Origin of the sequence: Pseudomonas sp. (assembly GCF_049590575.1) — a bacterium.
In the GTDB taxonomy this organism is placed as follows: Bacteria; Pseudomonadota; Gammaproteobacteria; order Pseudomonadales; family Pseudomonadaceae; genus Aquipseudomonas.
In genome coordinates this window covers 1-14563 of the sequence record NZ_JBAWDE010000445.1, presented here as the reverse complement: position 1 = coordinate 14563, position 14563 = coordinate 1, and the positions used below count along the sequence as shown (strand labels likewise).

15 protein-coding genes are annotated in these 14563 nt (G+C 59.6%); 10 read left to right on the top strand and 5 right to left on the bottom strand.

All coding sequences use genetic code 11. From position 1 onward, the window contains the following. Positions 1-12: 12 nt before the first annotated feature. Positions 13-957, top strand: a complete 945-nt coding sequence (locus WBR57_RS30795; RefSeq protein WP_424089462.1) for a Nudix family hydrolase — start codon at positions 13-15, stop codon at positions 955-957. Between the two features lie 111 nt (positions 958-1068). Here the strand turns inward: WBR57_RS30795 and WBR57_RS30790 are convergent, their stop codons facing one another. Genes WBR57_RS30790 through WBR57_RS30780 form a run of 3 tightly spaced genes read right to left on the bottom strand, consistent with a single transcriptional unit; the run spans position 1069 to position 4650 of the window. Next, positions 1069-1647, bottom strand: coding sequence for a cob(I)yrinic acid a,c-diamide adenosyltransferase (locus WBR57_RS30790; RefSeq protein WP_424089460.1), 579 nt, complete (start codon positions 1645-1647; stop codon positions 1069-1071). Positions 1648-1649: 2 nt separating this feature from the next. Then, entirely contained in the window at positions 1650-3686 is a 2037-nt protein-coding gene (locus tag WBR57_RS30785) for an ATP-binding protein (protein ID WP_424089458.1), read from the bottom strand. A 46-nt stretch (positions 3687-3732) separates the two neighbouring features. After that, entirely contained in the window at positions 3733-4650 is a 918-nt protein-coding gene (locus WBR57_RS30780) for a putative 2-dehydropantoate 2-reductase (protein WP_424089455.1), read from the bottom strand. 123 nt (positions 4651-4773) lie between these two features. Between WBR57_RS30780 and WBR57_RS30775 the strand changes: the two genes are divergently transcribed. Together WBR57_RS30775 and WBR57_RS30770 are read left to right on the top strand one after the other, a co-directional pair. Further along, positions 4774-5259 carry a YajQ family cyclic di-GMP-binding protein gene (locus tag WBR57_RS30775; RefSeq protein WP_116628665.1) on the top strand — a complete coding sequence of 162 codons (486 nt, stop codon included), beginning with the start codon at positions 4774-4776 and terminating at the stop codon, positions 5257-5259. A gap of 136 nt (positions 5260-5395) precedes the next feature. Continuing rightward, the gene (locus WBR57_RS30770; RefSeq protein ID WP_424089453.1) at positions 5396-6238 is read left to right on the top strand and encodes a mechanosensitive ion channel family protein; all 843 of its coding nucleotides are present in this window, start codon (positions 5396-5398) and stop codon (positions 6236-6238) included. 191 nt (positions 6239-6429) lie between these two features. On the opposite strand, the gene WBR57_RS30765 is transcribed toward WBR57_RS30770, so the two are convergent. Then, a complete protein-coding gene (locus tag WBR57_RS30765) occupies positions 6430-7710 on the bottom strand; it encodes an OprD family porin (RefSeq protein ID WP_424089451.1) in 1281 nt (426 codons plus the stop codon). An 872-nt stretch (positions 7711-8582) separates the two neighbouring features. Between WBR57_RS30765 and WBR57_RS30760 the strand changes: the two genes are divergently transcribed. Then, on the top strand, positions 8583-9008 hold the full coding sequence (locus tag WBR57_RS30760; RefSeq protein ID WP_424089449.1) for an HIT domain-containing protein: 426 nt from the start codon (positions 8583-8585) through the stop codon (positions 9006-9008). Positions 9009-9011: 3 nt separating this feature from the next. Then, positions 9012-9218, top strand: coding sequence for a SlyX family protein (locus WBR57_RS30755; protein ID WP_015885618.1), 207 nt, complete (start codon positions 9012-9014; stop codon positions 9216-9218). A gap of 82 nt (positions 9219-9300) precedes the next feature. Here WBR57_RS30755 and WBR57_RS30750 read toward each other — a convergent pair whose 3' ends face one another. Then, positions 9301-9903 carry a cold shock domain-containing protein membrane protein gene (locus tag WBR57_RS30750; protein ID WP_424089446.1) on the bottom strand — a complete coding sequence of 201 codons (603 nt, stop codon included), beginning with the start codon at positions 9901-9903 and terminating at the stop codon, positions 9301-9303. A gap of 419 nt (positions 9904-10322) precedes the next feature. Between WBR57_RS30750 and WBR57_RS30745 the strand changes: the two genes are divergently transcribed. The 5 genes from WBR57_RS30745 (at position 10323) to WBR57_RS30725 (ending at position 14484) form a co-directional block, all read left to right on the top strand. Then, a complete protein-coding gene (locus WBR57_RS30745) occupies positions 10323-10796 on the top strand; it encodes a Dps family protein (RefSeq protein WP_122720393.1) in 474 nt (157 codons plus the stop codon). Between the two features lie 179 nt (positions 10797-10975). Continuing rightward, a complete protein-coding gene (locus WBR57_RS30740; RefSeq protein ID WP_424089443.1) occupies positions 10976-11317 on the top strand; it encodes a ribbon-helix-helix domain-containing protein in 342 nt (113 codons plus the stop codon). Between the two features lie 167 nt (positions 11318-11484). Continuing rightward, on the top strand, positions 11485-11706 hold the full coding sequence (locus tag WBR57_RS30735; protein ID WP_003193872.1) for an FmdB family zinc ribbon protein: 222 nt from the start codon (positions 11485-11487) through the stop codon (positions 11704-11706). 107 nt (positions 11707-11813) lie between these two features. After that, on the top strand, positions 11814-13589 hold the full coding sequence (gene aspS, locus WBR57_RS30730; protein ID WP_424089441.1) for an aspartate--tRNA ligase: 1776 nt from the start codon (positions 11814-11816) through the stop codon (positions 13587-13589). Between the two features lie 148 nt (positions 13590-13737). Continuing rightward, complete coding sequence (locus WBR57_RS30725; protein WP_424089439.1) at positions 13738-14484, top strand: YebC/PmpR family DNA-binding transcriptional regulator; 747 nt, start codon at positions 13738-13740, stop codon at positions 14482-14484. Positions 14485-14563: the final 79 nt, after the last annotated feature.

Below are 14563 nucleotides of genomic sequence, written 5' to 3'. Positions count from 1 at the left end.
AGGAATAGCCCGGTGAAACGAGTGCATGTAGCAGCGGCGGTGATCCGCGGTGTCGACGGCAGGATCCTGCTGGCGCGCCGTGCCGATACCCAGCACCAGGGCGGGCTCTGGGAGTTTCCCGGCGGCAAGGTGGAGGCCGAGGAATCGGTCGCTGCCGCGCTGTCCCGCGAATTGCAGGAAGAGCTGGGCATTGAGGTCATCACCGCCCGACCGTTGATCAAGGTGCAGCACGACTACCCGGACAAACAGGTGTTGCTGGATGTCTGGGAAGTCTCGGCTTTTACCGGTGAGCCCCATGGCGTTGAAGGGCAACCGCTGGAATGGGTGGCCCCACGGGACTTGATCAACTATGAGTTTCCGGCAGCGAACGCGCCGATTGTTGCCGCCGCGCGCTTGCCTGCCGAGTACCTGATCACCCCCGGCGAGCTGGAAACCCCGACGTTGCTGCGTGGCATCCAGAAAGCCATCGCGGGCGGGATCAAGCTGATCCAACTGCGCGCACCCAATGGTTACGATCCCAAGTACCGTGACCTGGCGGTGGATGCCGTGGGCCTGTGTGCCGGCAAGGCGCAACTGATGCTCAAGGGGCCGTTCGAATGGCTCGGGGATTTCCCTGCAGCCGGCTGGCACATGACCGCGGCACAACTGCGTAAATACGCGAGCAAGGGCCGGCCACTGCCAAAGGATCGCTGGTTGGCGGCCTCGTGCCACAACGCTGAGGAACTGGCGCTGGCGCACATGATGGACGTGGACTTTGTCACGCTGTCGCCGGTGCAGCCGACGTTGACTCATCCTGATGCCCAGCCGTTGGGTTGGGAGCAGGCGGCCGAGTTGATCCGTGGGTTCAGCAAGCCGGTGTTTCTGTTGGGCGGCGTTGGGCCGGCTGAGCGGGAACAGGCGTGGGAGGCTGGGGCTCAGGGTGTGGCGGGGATTCGGGCGTTCTGGCCGCAGGTTTGATGGTGCTTTGACTGGCCTCTTCGGGGGCAGGCCCCCTCCCACAGTTGAAATACATTCCCGTGTGGGAGGGGGCTTGCCCCCGATGAGGCCCTAACCGGCACCCAATAATCATCAGTGTGGCTTGGCGGCCGCCTGCCACAATACCTCGGCAACACCCTGGCGCCTGGCAATCACCCGCGCCGCCACAAACAGCAAATCCGACAACCGATTGATATACGCCAACCCCACCCCTTCCAACGGTTCCACTGCATTCAAATGCTGACACCGTCGCTCCGCACTGCGCGCCAGGCTGCGGCACACATGGGCCTGGGCGATCAGCGCTGAGCCCCCGGGCAGGATGAAGTTTTCCAGCGGCCCGACTTCCTCGTTCCAGCGGTCAATTGCCGCCTCCAGTCGATCCACTTCTGCGGCATTCAACGCCTTGTAGACCGGCATTGCCAGCTCACCGCCGAGGTCAAACAGGCGATGCTGGCAGGGCGTAAGTACGTCGATCACATCCTTCAGTTCCGGGTGCTTGCCGCTTTGTTCCTCAAGGCCCGCCAGTAGCAGACCCAGCTGGCTGTTCAGCGTATCGACCTCGCCGATCGCCTCCACCCGGGGATGATCCTTGGGCACGCGGCGGCCGTCGCCCAGGCCGGTTTCGCCCTTGTCCCCGGTGCGGGTGTAAATCTTCGACAGGCGAAAGCCCATGGTCAGTGCTCCAGTTGGGTAAGTTCGTAGGGCGGCAATTGGCTGCCGGCCAAGGGCAGGCGCAAGGTGAAGCACGTGCCTTGGCCGAGGGTGGAATGCACTTCCATCTGGCCCTTGTGGTTGTTGGTGATGATGAAATACGACACCGACAGCCCGAGCCCGGTGCCTTGGCCGATTTCCTTGGTGGTGAAGAACGGTTCGAAGGTGCGTTTGCGCACGTTTTCACTCATGCCGATGCCGTTGTCCTCCACCTGGATCTCCGCCCACGGCGGGTTGAGGCGGGTACGCAGGATGATGCGCCCCGGCTCGCTGTCGTCTTCACGCAAATGAATCGCCTGGGCGGCGTTTTTCAGCAGGTTGAGCAGCACCTGTTCCAGCTCGTTGGCCGTGCCCGGCACCGGGCCCAGTTGCGGGTCGAACTGGCGGATGATCGCCTGGCCCTTGAAGTCGAAGCCGATGGCCAGGTCGAAGTCGTTGCCAGCGATTTCCACCGCCTGGTCGATCAGCGCCGGCAAATCGCAAGGCGCCATCTGCCGGTTGCTCAGGCGGCTGAAGCTGAGCATGTGGGTGACGATTTTCGCCGCCCGTGCGCCGGCTTGCTGAATACCGTCGAGCAGTTGCGGCACTTCGCGGCCGTCGAGATAGCGGTTGACCATGTCCAGCTCGATGCCTGCCTGTTCGGCATGCTCCAGGTTCTTCGGCAGGTCGGGGGACAGTCGGCGGCGAATGTTTTGCACGTTGTGCAGGATTGCGCCCAACGGGTTATTGATTTCGTGGGCCATGCCCGCAGCCAGGCCGCCCACGGAAAGCATTTTCTCCGATTGCACCATCATTTCTTCCAGGGACAGGCGCTGGGTGATGTCATCGATACGGATCACCACACCACGCCCGGCACCGCCGGTCAGCGGGTAGAAGGTCAGGGCGTAATGCTTGGCCTCATCGTCCTTGACCCAGGTAACGCGCTCGATGCGTTCGACAGTATGCTGTTCGACGGTCGCCTTGATCTGCGGCAGGTAGGGTTTGAGCGGTTGGAAAGCCAGGTAAATCGGCTGGTTCAGGGCCTCATCCAGGCGCGTGCCGGAAAGCGCGCTGGCTTCCTGGTTCCACTGTGTCACATAGAGTTGCTCGTCCAGGGCGATGAGCGCCGACGGCATCGAGTCGATAATGCTGTTCAGATAATTCTGAAACCCTGTGAGTTTCTTCTCGATCTTGCTGCGAACCTGGACTTCCAGCTCGAGCTTGCGGTTGGTGTGCCGCGTTTCTTCGGCCAGGCCCTGGGCCTGGTCGTAAGCGGCCTGGGAGTCGTCCCGCGCGCGCTTGAGTTGCTGCTCACGGGCTTCGATGCGCGACAGCATGGTGTTGAAGGCTTCGGCCAGGCTGCCGATTTCATCGTGGTTACCGCGCCCGGCACGCAGGGCGTAGTTCTCTTCGCGGGTGACCTGGCGGGACAGTTCTTCCAGTTCATGGATGGGCCGGGTGATCAGGCGCTTGATCTGCCGGGCGATGATCAGCCACAGCAATACGCTGAAAATCAGGATGCCGAGGCTGGCCGTCAGCGTGCCGGTATAGAACGCCACCGGCAGCTCACTGCTGGCCACCAGCAGCAAATGCCCGGACGCCTGGCCGGCGCGGGGCAGGGTGATGATCTGGTTGCTGCGAAATTCGGTGACACGCCAGGCCTCGATATGCCGATAGTTGTCTGGCAGGTGCAGGCGATCACCGTGCTGCATCTGCGCCAGGCGGTTGCCTTCGCCGTCGTACAGGGCGGCGGCGCGCAACGGCGAGTAACTGGTCAGCTCATTGAGCAGGGCGTCGGCCTTGGCGGGGGACTCAAGGGCTTCGGCGGCCAGCGCCGGGTTGGACACCAGCCGGCCGATGGCCTGCAAGGCCTGGGGCGCCATGCTTTCCTGGGAGATCCAGTAGGCGGCGCTGATAAAGGTCAGGTTGGCCACCAACAAGACGGTGGTCAGCAGCACCAGCAGGGCGGCCAGTAGTTTCTGCCCGACCGGTAGGTTTTCTAGACGCTGGCGCAGCGGCATCAGGGTTTTCCCAGGTAATAGACAGGCGGGCAGGGTAGCGCGTGGCTCAGTCGCGGGGCAATCCGCGTGCAAGTAACTGTTCAACCAGTCGCACTTGCAGCTGTTGCAAATGCGGCAGGCTCAGTTGGTGACGGGCTGCCGCCTGGCAAGCATAGCCCAACAAGTAGCTGATTTCGGTACGGCGGGCGTTGGCCACATCCTGGTACATGGAGGAGTAGTTGGCCGCGGTGGCCTGGATCACCCGTTGCACTTCGCTGTGCAGATCCTCGGCGGCGGCGGGCTGGCCGCAGCATTCGAGCAGCTCGGCCAATTCGGCGCACAAGGTCGCGACTTCGCACTGATGAGCCTGCAGGCCGCCGTTGCGGCATTGGTACAGCACGGTCAGCGGGTTGATCGCGCAATTGAGCGCCAGCTTGCGCCACAGGCGCGTGAGGATATCGGTGCTCCATTCGTGGGGGATGCCGGCAGCTTGCAGGTCGTCCAGCCACAGCGGCGGGGTAGGGTGGCCGGCGTCTCCAAGCCAGGTGTAGCCATGCCCGGCAAACACCACGCGCCAGTCGCCCTCGCGGAACGCGCCCTCGGTGCTGGAGGCGAAGACACAGCGCGCCTGGGGCAGTTGCGCGGCGACCGCGTCCTGGCTGCCAAGGCCGTTCTGCAGCAGGATCAGCTCGGCATCTGGTGCCAGCCGGTGTTGCAGCTGTGCGACAGCGCCCTGGGCGTCGTAGGCCTTGCACGCTACCAGCAGGCGATGGATCGGCTCCGGGCTGTCGGGTGTTTCGCCAACCACCGGGTAGGTGTGCGCTTCACCGTGCTCGACCAGGGTCAGCCCCTTGACCTTCTGGTAACTGGCCAATCGGGCATTGTCGCGCAGGATCAACCTTACGGGCACGCCGGCGCGCGCCAGCCTTGCTGCCCAGAGTGTGCCCAGGCTGCCGGCGCCGAGAATATGCCAGGGGGTCGACATGAGTTTTTACTCCGTAGGGTCGCTCACAGTGAACGGGGCGAAAGAACCGCTATAATGCCCCGGCATTTTAACTCGGGCGCGCTCCATCTCTACTGAACCCGCCCCTTATATTGGAGATATGACATGCCTTCGTTCGACGTGGTATCCGAACTGGACAAACACGAAGTCACTAACGCCGTCGAGAACGCCGTCAAGGAACTGGACCGTCGTTATGACTTGAAAGGCAAGGGCAGCTTCGAATTCAAGGAAAAGGAACTGACCGTCAACCTGACCGCTGAAGCCGATTTCCAGCTGGAAGCGATGATCGAGATCCTCAAGCTGGCCCTGGTCAAGCGCAAGATCGATGCGCAGTGCCTTGAAATCAAGGATGCCTACGCCTCCGGCAAGCTGATGAAGCAGGAAGCCGTGCTCAAGGAAGGCATCGACAAGGAGCTGGCGAAGAAAATCGTCGCCCACGTCAAGGATGCCAAGCTCAAGGTCCAGGCCGCCATCCAGGGCGAGCAGGTGCGTATTACCGGCAAGAAGCGTGACGACCTGCAAGAGGCCATTGCAGCCCTTCGCGCCAAGACGTTCGATATGCCACTGCAGTTCAATAACTTCCGCGACTGATGGCATTTCGGGGAACCTGAGGGGGTTTTCGACGTCCCACGCCCCAGAACCTGCGCCTACACTTGAGCCCCCCGGGGCTCATTTGCGTTTATAGGCAGTCAATAAAGCCGCACATCCGCGAAACAGGAGAATGTAGATGGACTTGAACGCTGAAATGGACCACTTGGTGAAGGCCTCGCAAGCCTGGATCCCGATGATCATGGAGTACGGCAGCCGCGTATTGCTGGCCGTCATCACCCTGATCATCGGCTGGTGGCTGATCAACAAGCTGACGCACAAGATGGGTCGCCTGCTGGCCATGCGCAATGCCGACCTGGCGTTGCAAGGCTTTGTGGTGAGCATCGCGAACATCGTGCTGAAGATCATGCTGGTTGTGAGTGTGGCCTCGATGATCGGCGTCGAGACGACTTCGTTCGTGGCCGCCATCGCGGGTGCGACCCTGGCCATCGGCATGGCGCTGCAAGGCAGCCTGGCCAACTTTGCCGGCGGCGTGCTGATTCTGCTGTTCCGCCCGTTCCGCATTGGTGACTGGATCGAAGCCCAGGGCACCTCGGGCACTGTCGACAGCATCCAGATCTTCCACACCGTGCTGCGTACCGGTGACAACAAGACGGTGATCGTGCCCAACGGCATTCTGTCCAACGGCATCATCACCAACACCAACCGTCAGCCAACCCGCAAGGTGGTGTTTGACGTGGGTGTCGACTATGAAGCTGACCTGCAGAAAGCCCGTGAAGTGCTGCTGGAGCTGGCGAAAGACCCGCGTGTACTGGCTGACCCGGCCGCTGCGGCGGTTGTTTCGACATTGGGCGACAGTTCGATCACCGTTTCTCTGCGCTGCTGGACCAAGACGTCGGATTATTGGGACGTGGTGTTCATGTTGAATGAACTGGCACGCGACCGTTTGAAAGCCGCGAATATTGATATTCCGTTTCCGCAACGGGTTATTCGCGTGATGCAGGAAACAGCAGCCAAGTAATCAGCAACAACCGCATCGAACTTGGCCAATAGGTCAGGTTTAACGCGGCGAGTTCAAACTAGATAGTTAGCTTGCTAGTTATCCCAGCGCTGAAACAATACAGCCATAAAAAAGCCGCCCCCTTGTTTACAAGAGGGCGGCTTTTTAGTTAAGGCCGGAGCCTTAAGTCATCGTTGTAATTAAACCGTCAATTACAAGATGTTCAACGGGTATTGCGCGATCAGACGCAGTTCGTCGATGGACGAAGAACCGTAGTACACGCCGTCAGACGAACGATAGGTCGCTTGACGTACGCGCAGGCTCAGGTCTTTGGCTGGGCCGCTCTGGATCACGTATTTGGCTTCGATATCGCGTTCCCACTCTTTGCCGTTCGACGTAGTGGCGGTGTTGGCGCCGCTACCCGTTACGTAACGAGTCATGAAGCTCAGGCCAGGAACGCCAAAGGTCGCCATGTTGATGTCGTAACGCGCCTGGTAGGACTTCTCGCCTTCGGCGTTGAAGTCGGAACGGGCGATGGAGTTGGCCAGGAACACGGTGCCGCCGCCGTCTACGCCGTAGCCGTAGTCGCCGTCGCCGGTAACTTTCTGGGCTGCCAGGGTGAAGGTGTGAGCGCCGATGGTGTACGCGCCCTGCAAGCTGAATGCGCGGTTGTCGAGCTTGGTAGTACCGTCGTTTTCAGCGCGCTGCTTGCCTTCACCATCGCTCTTGGTGTCGTAGATGTTGAAGTCGAAGGCCAGGGACTGGTCGTCGCTCAGAGCGTGGGTCCAGTTGACGTTACCGTAGTATTTGCGCCAGTAGTCTTCGGTTTTCGCGTAGTAGAGGCTGGTGGTCAGCTCTGGGGTCCACGAGTACACACCGCCGACGAAGTCAGTCTTGGTCAGGCCCAAGCTGTCATGGTAGGTCTGGGCTTGCGAGATGCTGGAGGTGAAGTGACCGCCTTCCAGTTTCAGGCCCTTGATCTCGTTGCTGGTGATCGAGATACCTTGTGGCAGTTCTGGCAACAGACGGCTGTCGTCCGAAGCAAACACAGGGGCCGTGGTGTATTGGTCACCGATTTTCAGGACCGTATCGGAGATACGGAACTTAACGGCGCCGCCGCCTTTGGAGTAATCATCTTGCGAGCGGCCGTCGGAACCCGTTGGGAACAGACCCGTGCCTGCACGACCCTTGCCGCTGTCGAGCTTGACGCCCAGCAGGCCGATCACATCAACACCGACACCGATGGTGCCTTGGGTGAAGCCCGAAGAGTACAGCGCGTTGAAGCCAAGACCGGACTCTTCGGCACGGCTCTGGGAGCCAGGGCCCGACGGGTTGTTACGGAAATCGCGGCTGAAATACAGTGCGCGGGTATTGATGCTGAAAGTGCTGTCTTCAACAAAGCCCTTTGCGTCGTCCTGGGAGGACGCCATTGCGAACTGCGAGGTGCCTGCTGAAACAGCCAGGGCGATCATGCTCCACTTCATCACGCGCATCGTGATTTGCTCCTTTGGTTTTAGGAAGAGTACTGCCGTCCCACCTGTATTTTTGTCTGGGCGGCTCTTTCTTTTTTGTGTCGGCGCAAAGGTATATCACGCTGACGATAATTGGCGATACTGGCTTATCTTTCCTTTCAGCTTCTTTACGAGCTGGTCGTGAATTGCTATGTCCATGTCGCAATTCCACAGCCTCAAAATAATGAGGCTGACAACTTCAATATTGTTTTCAGACCGTTAAAAGAACGCATAAAACGTTACTTTCAAAGTGTGAAGTCTTCCTTGGTACGCATTGAACCGCTGTTGTTTTCATCGCGATACACCTGCTTCCATCCAGGTGCCGTTGCCGACGATACTGGGATGAATGCAACAAGCGCGCCCAACTTGGTAACCGAATGTCATTTTTTTGTGAAAAACGTCCTAAGCGCGTGAAAACCGCATAAGCACGGGGCTTTTACGCCGATTAGTTTGGCCCTGACCCCCGTATGGCACGACGTTGCGGTGGGGCATAAATCATCAACCTCGGAAAAACGTTACCCGTTCACCCCAGTCAGTGGGTAATCGGCGGATGTGTTTAAGGCATAAATGGGTCATTTTGGTGCATGGCCGCATTTGCATGAGCCGTGAGTGATGGCTCAATGCCTTGTGTGTAAAGGTCTCTGTATCGCGGTTCTCGGCAATTTTCCTGCATTCAAGGTCGGCTTAAAGGCCGCCTGGTTGGTCATTGAGCGTAGTCGAAATATCGGCTTGTCTCTAAATGGTGCGCTTTTTTTCGTAATGCCTTGCCGGGGCGCAGCGTGGTTGGCGTGAAGCATCAGCCATTCGCAGGTATGCTGGACCCTTGAACCTGACCTGCCGAACGGAGTGCCGTGGTGTTCGCCTTAGATCAACGCCTGCAACAAGACACGCTGGCCATTGGAGATTTCCCGCTGTGCCGCCTGCTGCTGTCCAACGACTCGAACTACCCCTGGTTCATTCTGGTGCCACGTATCGACGCTATCAGCGAAGTGTTTCAGCTGGATGTCGCCGATCAACAGACGCTGTGGCAGGAAACGACCGCCCTGGCAAAAGTGCTGAATGAAGGCTTGGCCGCCGACAAGATGAACATTGGCGCGCTGGGTAATGTGGTCAACCAGTTGCACGTGCATGTGATCGTGCGCAAGCGCGATGACGCCGCCTGGCCGGCGCCGGTGTGGGGCAAGCACCCGGCAGTGCCTTATACCGAACAACAGGTAGCGGCTATTCGCGCGCGCATGCGTGAGTTGCTGCCTGCCGACTTTATTTTTGCCCAGGACTGACCCATGGATTTGCAAGACCGCGTGACGGACCTCGAAAGCCGCCTGGCTTTTCAGGACGACACCATCGAGACCCTCAATGACATCCTCGTGACCCAGCAGCGGGCCGTCGAGCGCCTGCAGTTGCAGATGACCGCGCTGCTCAAGCGCCAGGAAGAAATGGGCGGCCAGTTCGAAACTTCTGAAGAAGAAGCGCCGCCGCCTCACTACTGATGTTCCGCTATTAATAGCAGGCGATAAAAAACCGCGATTCAGACAACGCCGAATCGCGGTTTTTTTTGCTGCGAAGCTGGGATCAGCGACGCGGCAGGGCAGCAATCACGTCTTCGGCCTGCAGGCCTTTGTCGCGATTCATCACGGAGAACTCCACGCGCTGGCCTTCCACCAGGACGCGATGGCCTTCGCCGCGAATAGCCCGGAAGTGGACGAAGATATCGTCGCCCGAATCGCGGGAAATAAAGCCGAAGCCTTTGGACGTGTTGAACCACTTGACGGTACCGGTATCCCGGTTGGTCATGTCGTAGTTTTGCGACGCGGCCGCTGGGGACGAGCGGTAGAAGCTGATGGCCAGGTGAAGAACGATGGCGACCACAGCAATCACCAGGCTGAGCAGGATGGCCGGGTGGCCGCCCACTTCAGGCATAGGTGCCAGGAGGGTGAGGGTTTGTACGACGACGGTCAGAACCAGCAGCGCGCTGACCAGGTTTTGCAGTTGATGACGTGTGCCTTTGTTCCAGTAGGGAATGACCGGTGCCAGCGTCAGGTTAAGAAGGCCGAACAAGGCCAGGTACAGAGCGTCGTGTTGTTCCAGGTAGGGAGGACTTCCCTCTTGCAAGCTCGGTATAAAGGACAGCAGCAAAGCTGCAACGCCCGTTAGCAGGTGGACGATTTTCAACATTTTGATTAACTCACGTTAAGACGGATCACAAGGAAGAGCTGACTGGCACGGTTCGCTTCTGAACAATGGGAGGCGTTGGGCACGTGCGCGGGTATCAGCCTATGTCGCTGGCCGCGGAAATTAACGGCAGCGACACGCTGCCTATTTAACAGCAAAGGCTGTGCCTACTCAAATCAAGCATTTCCGAGTGTTGCAAGACCCACGGCATTTCTGCGTTAAACACTTGTCCTAGACAGGTGCAGGCGCTTCAGGTGGCACGCGGTATATTTTCCTGCCCCGCCAGACGGCCCGTCCGGCAGTGACGCCGGGGCGATTTGTCGCACATCGGCTGGATGCGCCAGGCTGCGCATCGCCGGCGCTCTTGCTAGAGTGGTCCTGCACCTGATCAATGAATGTTCGTCAATTGAAGGGGATAACACATGGCAATCGATATCGGTATCAGCGAAGCAGATCGTAAATCCATCGTCGATGGGCTTTCACGGCTGCTTTCCGATACCTATGTACTGTATCTGAAGACCCACAACTTCCATTGGAACGTTACGGGCCCGATGTTCCGTACGCTGCACTTGATGTTCGAAGAGCAGTACAACGAGTTGGCGTTGGCGGTGGACTCCATTGCAGAACGTATCCGCGCCCTGGGCTTCCCGGCGCCGGGGGCATATTCGATCTACGCCCGTCTTTCTTCCATCAAGGAAGAGGAAGGCGTGCCCAGCGCTGAAGAAATGATCAAGCAACTGGTGGCGGGCCAGGAAGCGGTCACTCGCACCGCTCGCGGCATCTTCCCCTTGCTCGACAAGGTAAGCGATGAGCCGACTGCCGACTTGCTGACCCAGCGCATGCAGGTTCACGAGAAAACCGCGTGGATGCTGCGCTCCCTGCTCGAAAATCAGTAACAGTACCCCGCAGTGGCGCCGTCCTGGCGCCGCTCGCTGGTTTCCGCGCATTTCCTGGCGTTGTCCTACGCCTATCAACGTTCCGTCTTCTGGCTGCGTCTCTCTGCCTGCTGTTTTATAGGGCCACTGCCCAATGGGACGTCCCATGGGCTGCTGTTTGGCAATGGAGTGTCAGGTGTATGTCATGTGGAGTTGGTAATGGAATGCTGGAAGCAGGTGGTTTCCATAAGATAAAGGTCGATCCTTTTGCGAAAGGGTTCGACATGGGATTGGCCAAGCCATTGTCCCGGTCGGTGAGGCTCAACGGGTTTTCCACTTGCCTGCGGCTTGAGCAGATCTATTGGAATATCCTCACGGAAATAGCCAGGATCAACGCCTGCTCGGTCAGTGCGTTGCTGTCTTACGTCGATCGGGAAGTGCACTTGCGCTATGGAGGTGTGAAGAACTTCAGTGGGTTGGTCAGGGTGGTGTGTGTGGTTCACCTGTTAAAAGGTCGGGTCGCCTCGCCGAACCCGGAGTAATCGGCTGGGGCCGGGGCCGGCCTGCTGTCGAAGTGGGTGGGGCTCCGGGCAGAAAGCCGGCTGCGCTGCCTCGATTTACCAGATATAATCCCGCGCTTTGCTACGCGTGCCCAAGCTCTGCGCTTGGCAGCGTGGCGCAGTAACGATCTGATCGCCGAGACATCTCCATGCCCATGTACGACTATCAATGTGCTTCCTGTGGTCATCAGTTGGAAGCCATTCAGAAGATCAGCGCCGCGCCGTTGGTCGATTGCCCTGCCTGCCAGGCTCCTGAGCTGAAGAAGATGTTATCCATGCCGGGCTTCCGCCTCAGCGGCAGTGGCTGGTACGAGACCGACTTCAAGACCGGCGCCAAGAAGAATCTCGCGGGCGGCGACAAAGCAGACTGAGTTGAACTCTACGCGCAGGCTCCTGCATTATCCGTCCCCTGCTTTAATGTACGGTGACGAGGCAGGCCTCCACCGAATTTCGAATTACGAGAAGTGAAACCACTACCATGATGCGCAGCCACTATTGCGGCCAACTGAACGAGACCCTGGATGGTCAGGAAATCACCCTTTGCGGATGGGTTCACCGTCGCCGCGACCACGGCGGGGTAATCTTCCTCGATATCCGTGATCGTGATGGTCTGGCCCAAGTGGTGTTCGACCCGGACCGCGCCGACAGCTTCGCCGCCGCCGACCGTGTGCGCAGCGAGTACGTCGTGAAGATCACCGGCAAGGTGCGCCTGCGTCCGGCCGGTGCCGTGAACGCGAACATGGCGTCCGGTGCGATCGAAGTGCTGGGCTACGAGCTGGAAGTGCTGAACGAGTCGGAAACCCCGCCGTTCCCGCTCAACGAATATTCCGACGTGGGCGAAGAAACCCGCCTGCGCTACCGCTTCCTGGACCTGCGTCGCCCGGAAATGGCCGAGAAGCTGCGCCTGCGTTCGCGCATGACCACCAGCATCCGCCGCTTCCTCGACGACAATGGCTTCCTCGACGTTGAAACGCCGATCCTGACCCGGGCCACCCCGGAAGGCGCGCGTGACTACCTGGTGCCAAGCCGTACTCACGCCGGTAGCTTCTTCGCCTTGCCGCAATCGCCGCAGCTGTTCAAGCAACTGCTGATGGTGGCCGGCTTCGACCGTTACTACCAGATCGCCAAGTGCTTCCGCGACGAAGATCTGCGCGCCGACCGCCAGCCGGAATTCACCCAGATCGACATCGAGACCAGCTTCCTCGATGAAAAAGAGATCATGGGCATCACCGAACAAATGATCCGCAACCTGTTCAAGGAAGTGCTGGACCTGGAGTTCGGCGAATTCCCGCACATGACCTTCGAAGAAGCCATGCGTCGCTACGGTTCCGACAAGCCAGACCTGCGTAACCCGCTGGAACTGGTGGACGTGGCCGACCAGCTCAAGGAAGTCGACTTCAAGGTGTTCAGCGGCCCGGCCAACGACCCTAAATGCCGCATTGCCGCCCTGCGCGTGCCTGGCGGCGCGAGCATGCCGCGCAAGCAGATCGACGACTACACCAAGTTCGTCGGCATCTACGGTGCCAAGGGCCTGGCGTACATCAAGGTCAACGAGCGCGCCAACGGTGTTGACGGCCTGCAATCGCCGATCGTGAAAAACATTCCGCTGGAAAACCTCAACGCGATCCTCGATCGCGTCGGTGCGGTCGATGGCGACATCGTGTTCTTCGGCGCCGACAAAGCCAAGATCGTCAGCGAAGCCTTGGGCGCGCTGCGCATCAAGCTGGGCCATGACCTGGACCTGCTGACCTGCAAATGGGCGCCGATGTGGGTCGTCGACTTCCCGATGTTCGAAGAGAACGACGACGGCAGCTTCAGCGCCTTGCATCACCCGTTCACCGCGCCGAAGTGCTCGCCTGAAGAGCTGGAAGCCAACCCGGCAGGCGCACTGTCCCGCGCCTATGACATGGTGTTGAACGGCACCGAGCTGGGTGGCGGTTCGATCCGTATCCATCGCAAAGAGATGCAGCAAGCGGTGTTCCGTCTGTTGGGCATCAACGAAGATGAGCAGCAAGAGAAGTTCGGCTTCCTGCTCGATGCCCTGAAATATGGCGCACCGCCCCACGGTGGCCTGGCCTTCGGCCTGGACCGCCTGGTGATGCTGATGACCGGCGCCCAGTCGATCCGTGAAGTGATTGCCTTCCCGAAAACCCAGAGTGCTGCGGACGTCATGACCCAGGCTCCGGGTGTGGTGGATGCCAAGGCGCTGCGCGAGCTGCACATCCGTTTGCGCGAGGCGCCAAAGGCTGAGTAAGGCCGCTGCGTGAAAGCGCACTGAGGTTTACGCAGTCTAAAAAGGCGCATCTTCGGATGCGCCTTTGCGTTACAAGGGTTGTGCTTTTAAGAGAGAAATCCTGCCCTGCAGGATTGTTAAGGTTTCTAGAGAATTTCGGAGTTGTGTTATGGCTGGCCATTCCAAGTGGGCGAACATCAAGCACCGCAAAGAGCGTCAGGATGCCAAGAAAGGCAAGATCTTCACCAAGTGGATTCGCGAGCTGACCGTCGCTGCCCGCCAGGGCGGTGGTGACCCGGGCTCCAACCCGCGTCTGCGCCTGGCGCTGGACAAGGCCCTCGGCGCGAACATGAGCCGCGACATCATCGACCGCGCCGTCGCGCGTGGTGCCGGCGCGGCCGACACCGACGACATGGTCGAACTGAGCTACGAAGGCTATGGCCCAGGCGGCGTGGCGGTGATGGTCGAGTGCATGACCGACAACCGCAACCGTACCGCAGCGGCCGTGCGCCATGCGTTCAGCAAGTGCGGCGGCAACCTCGGCACCGACGGTTCGGTGGCCTACCTGTTTGAGCGCAAGGGGCAGATCTCCTTCGCGCCGGGCGTGGACGAAGATGCCTTGATCGAAGCGGCGATGGAGGCAGATGCCGATGACGTGGTCACCAACGAAGACGGCTCGATCGACGTGTTTACTTCGTTCGCCGGCTTCTACGCGGTGCGTAACGCGCTGGAAGCTGCTGGTTTCAAGGGCTCCGACGCGGAAATCGTGATGCTGCCGACCACCAGCGCCGAGCTGGACCTGGACGGTGCGCAGAAGGTCTTGAAGATGCTGGACATGCTCGAAGACCTGGATGATGTGCAGAACGTTTACTCGAACGCCGATATCCCGGAATCTGTAGCCGAGCAGCTCACCTGAGAACAATGAGGATCCCCTGTGGGAGCGGGCTTGCTCGCGAATGCGGTGTGTCAGTCACTTGATGCATTAACTGAATGGC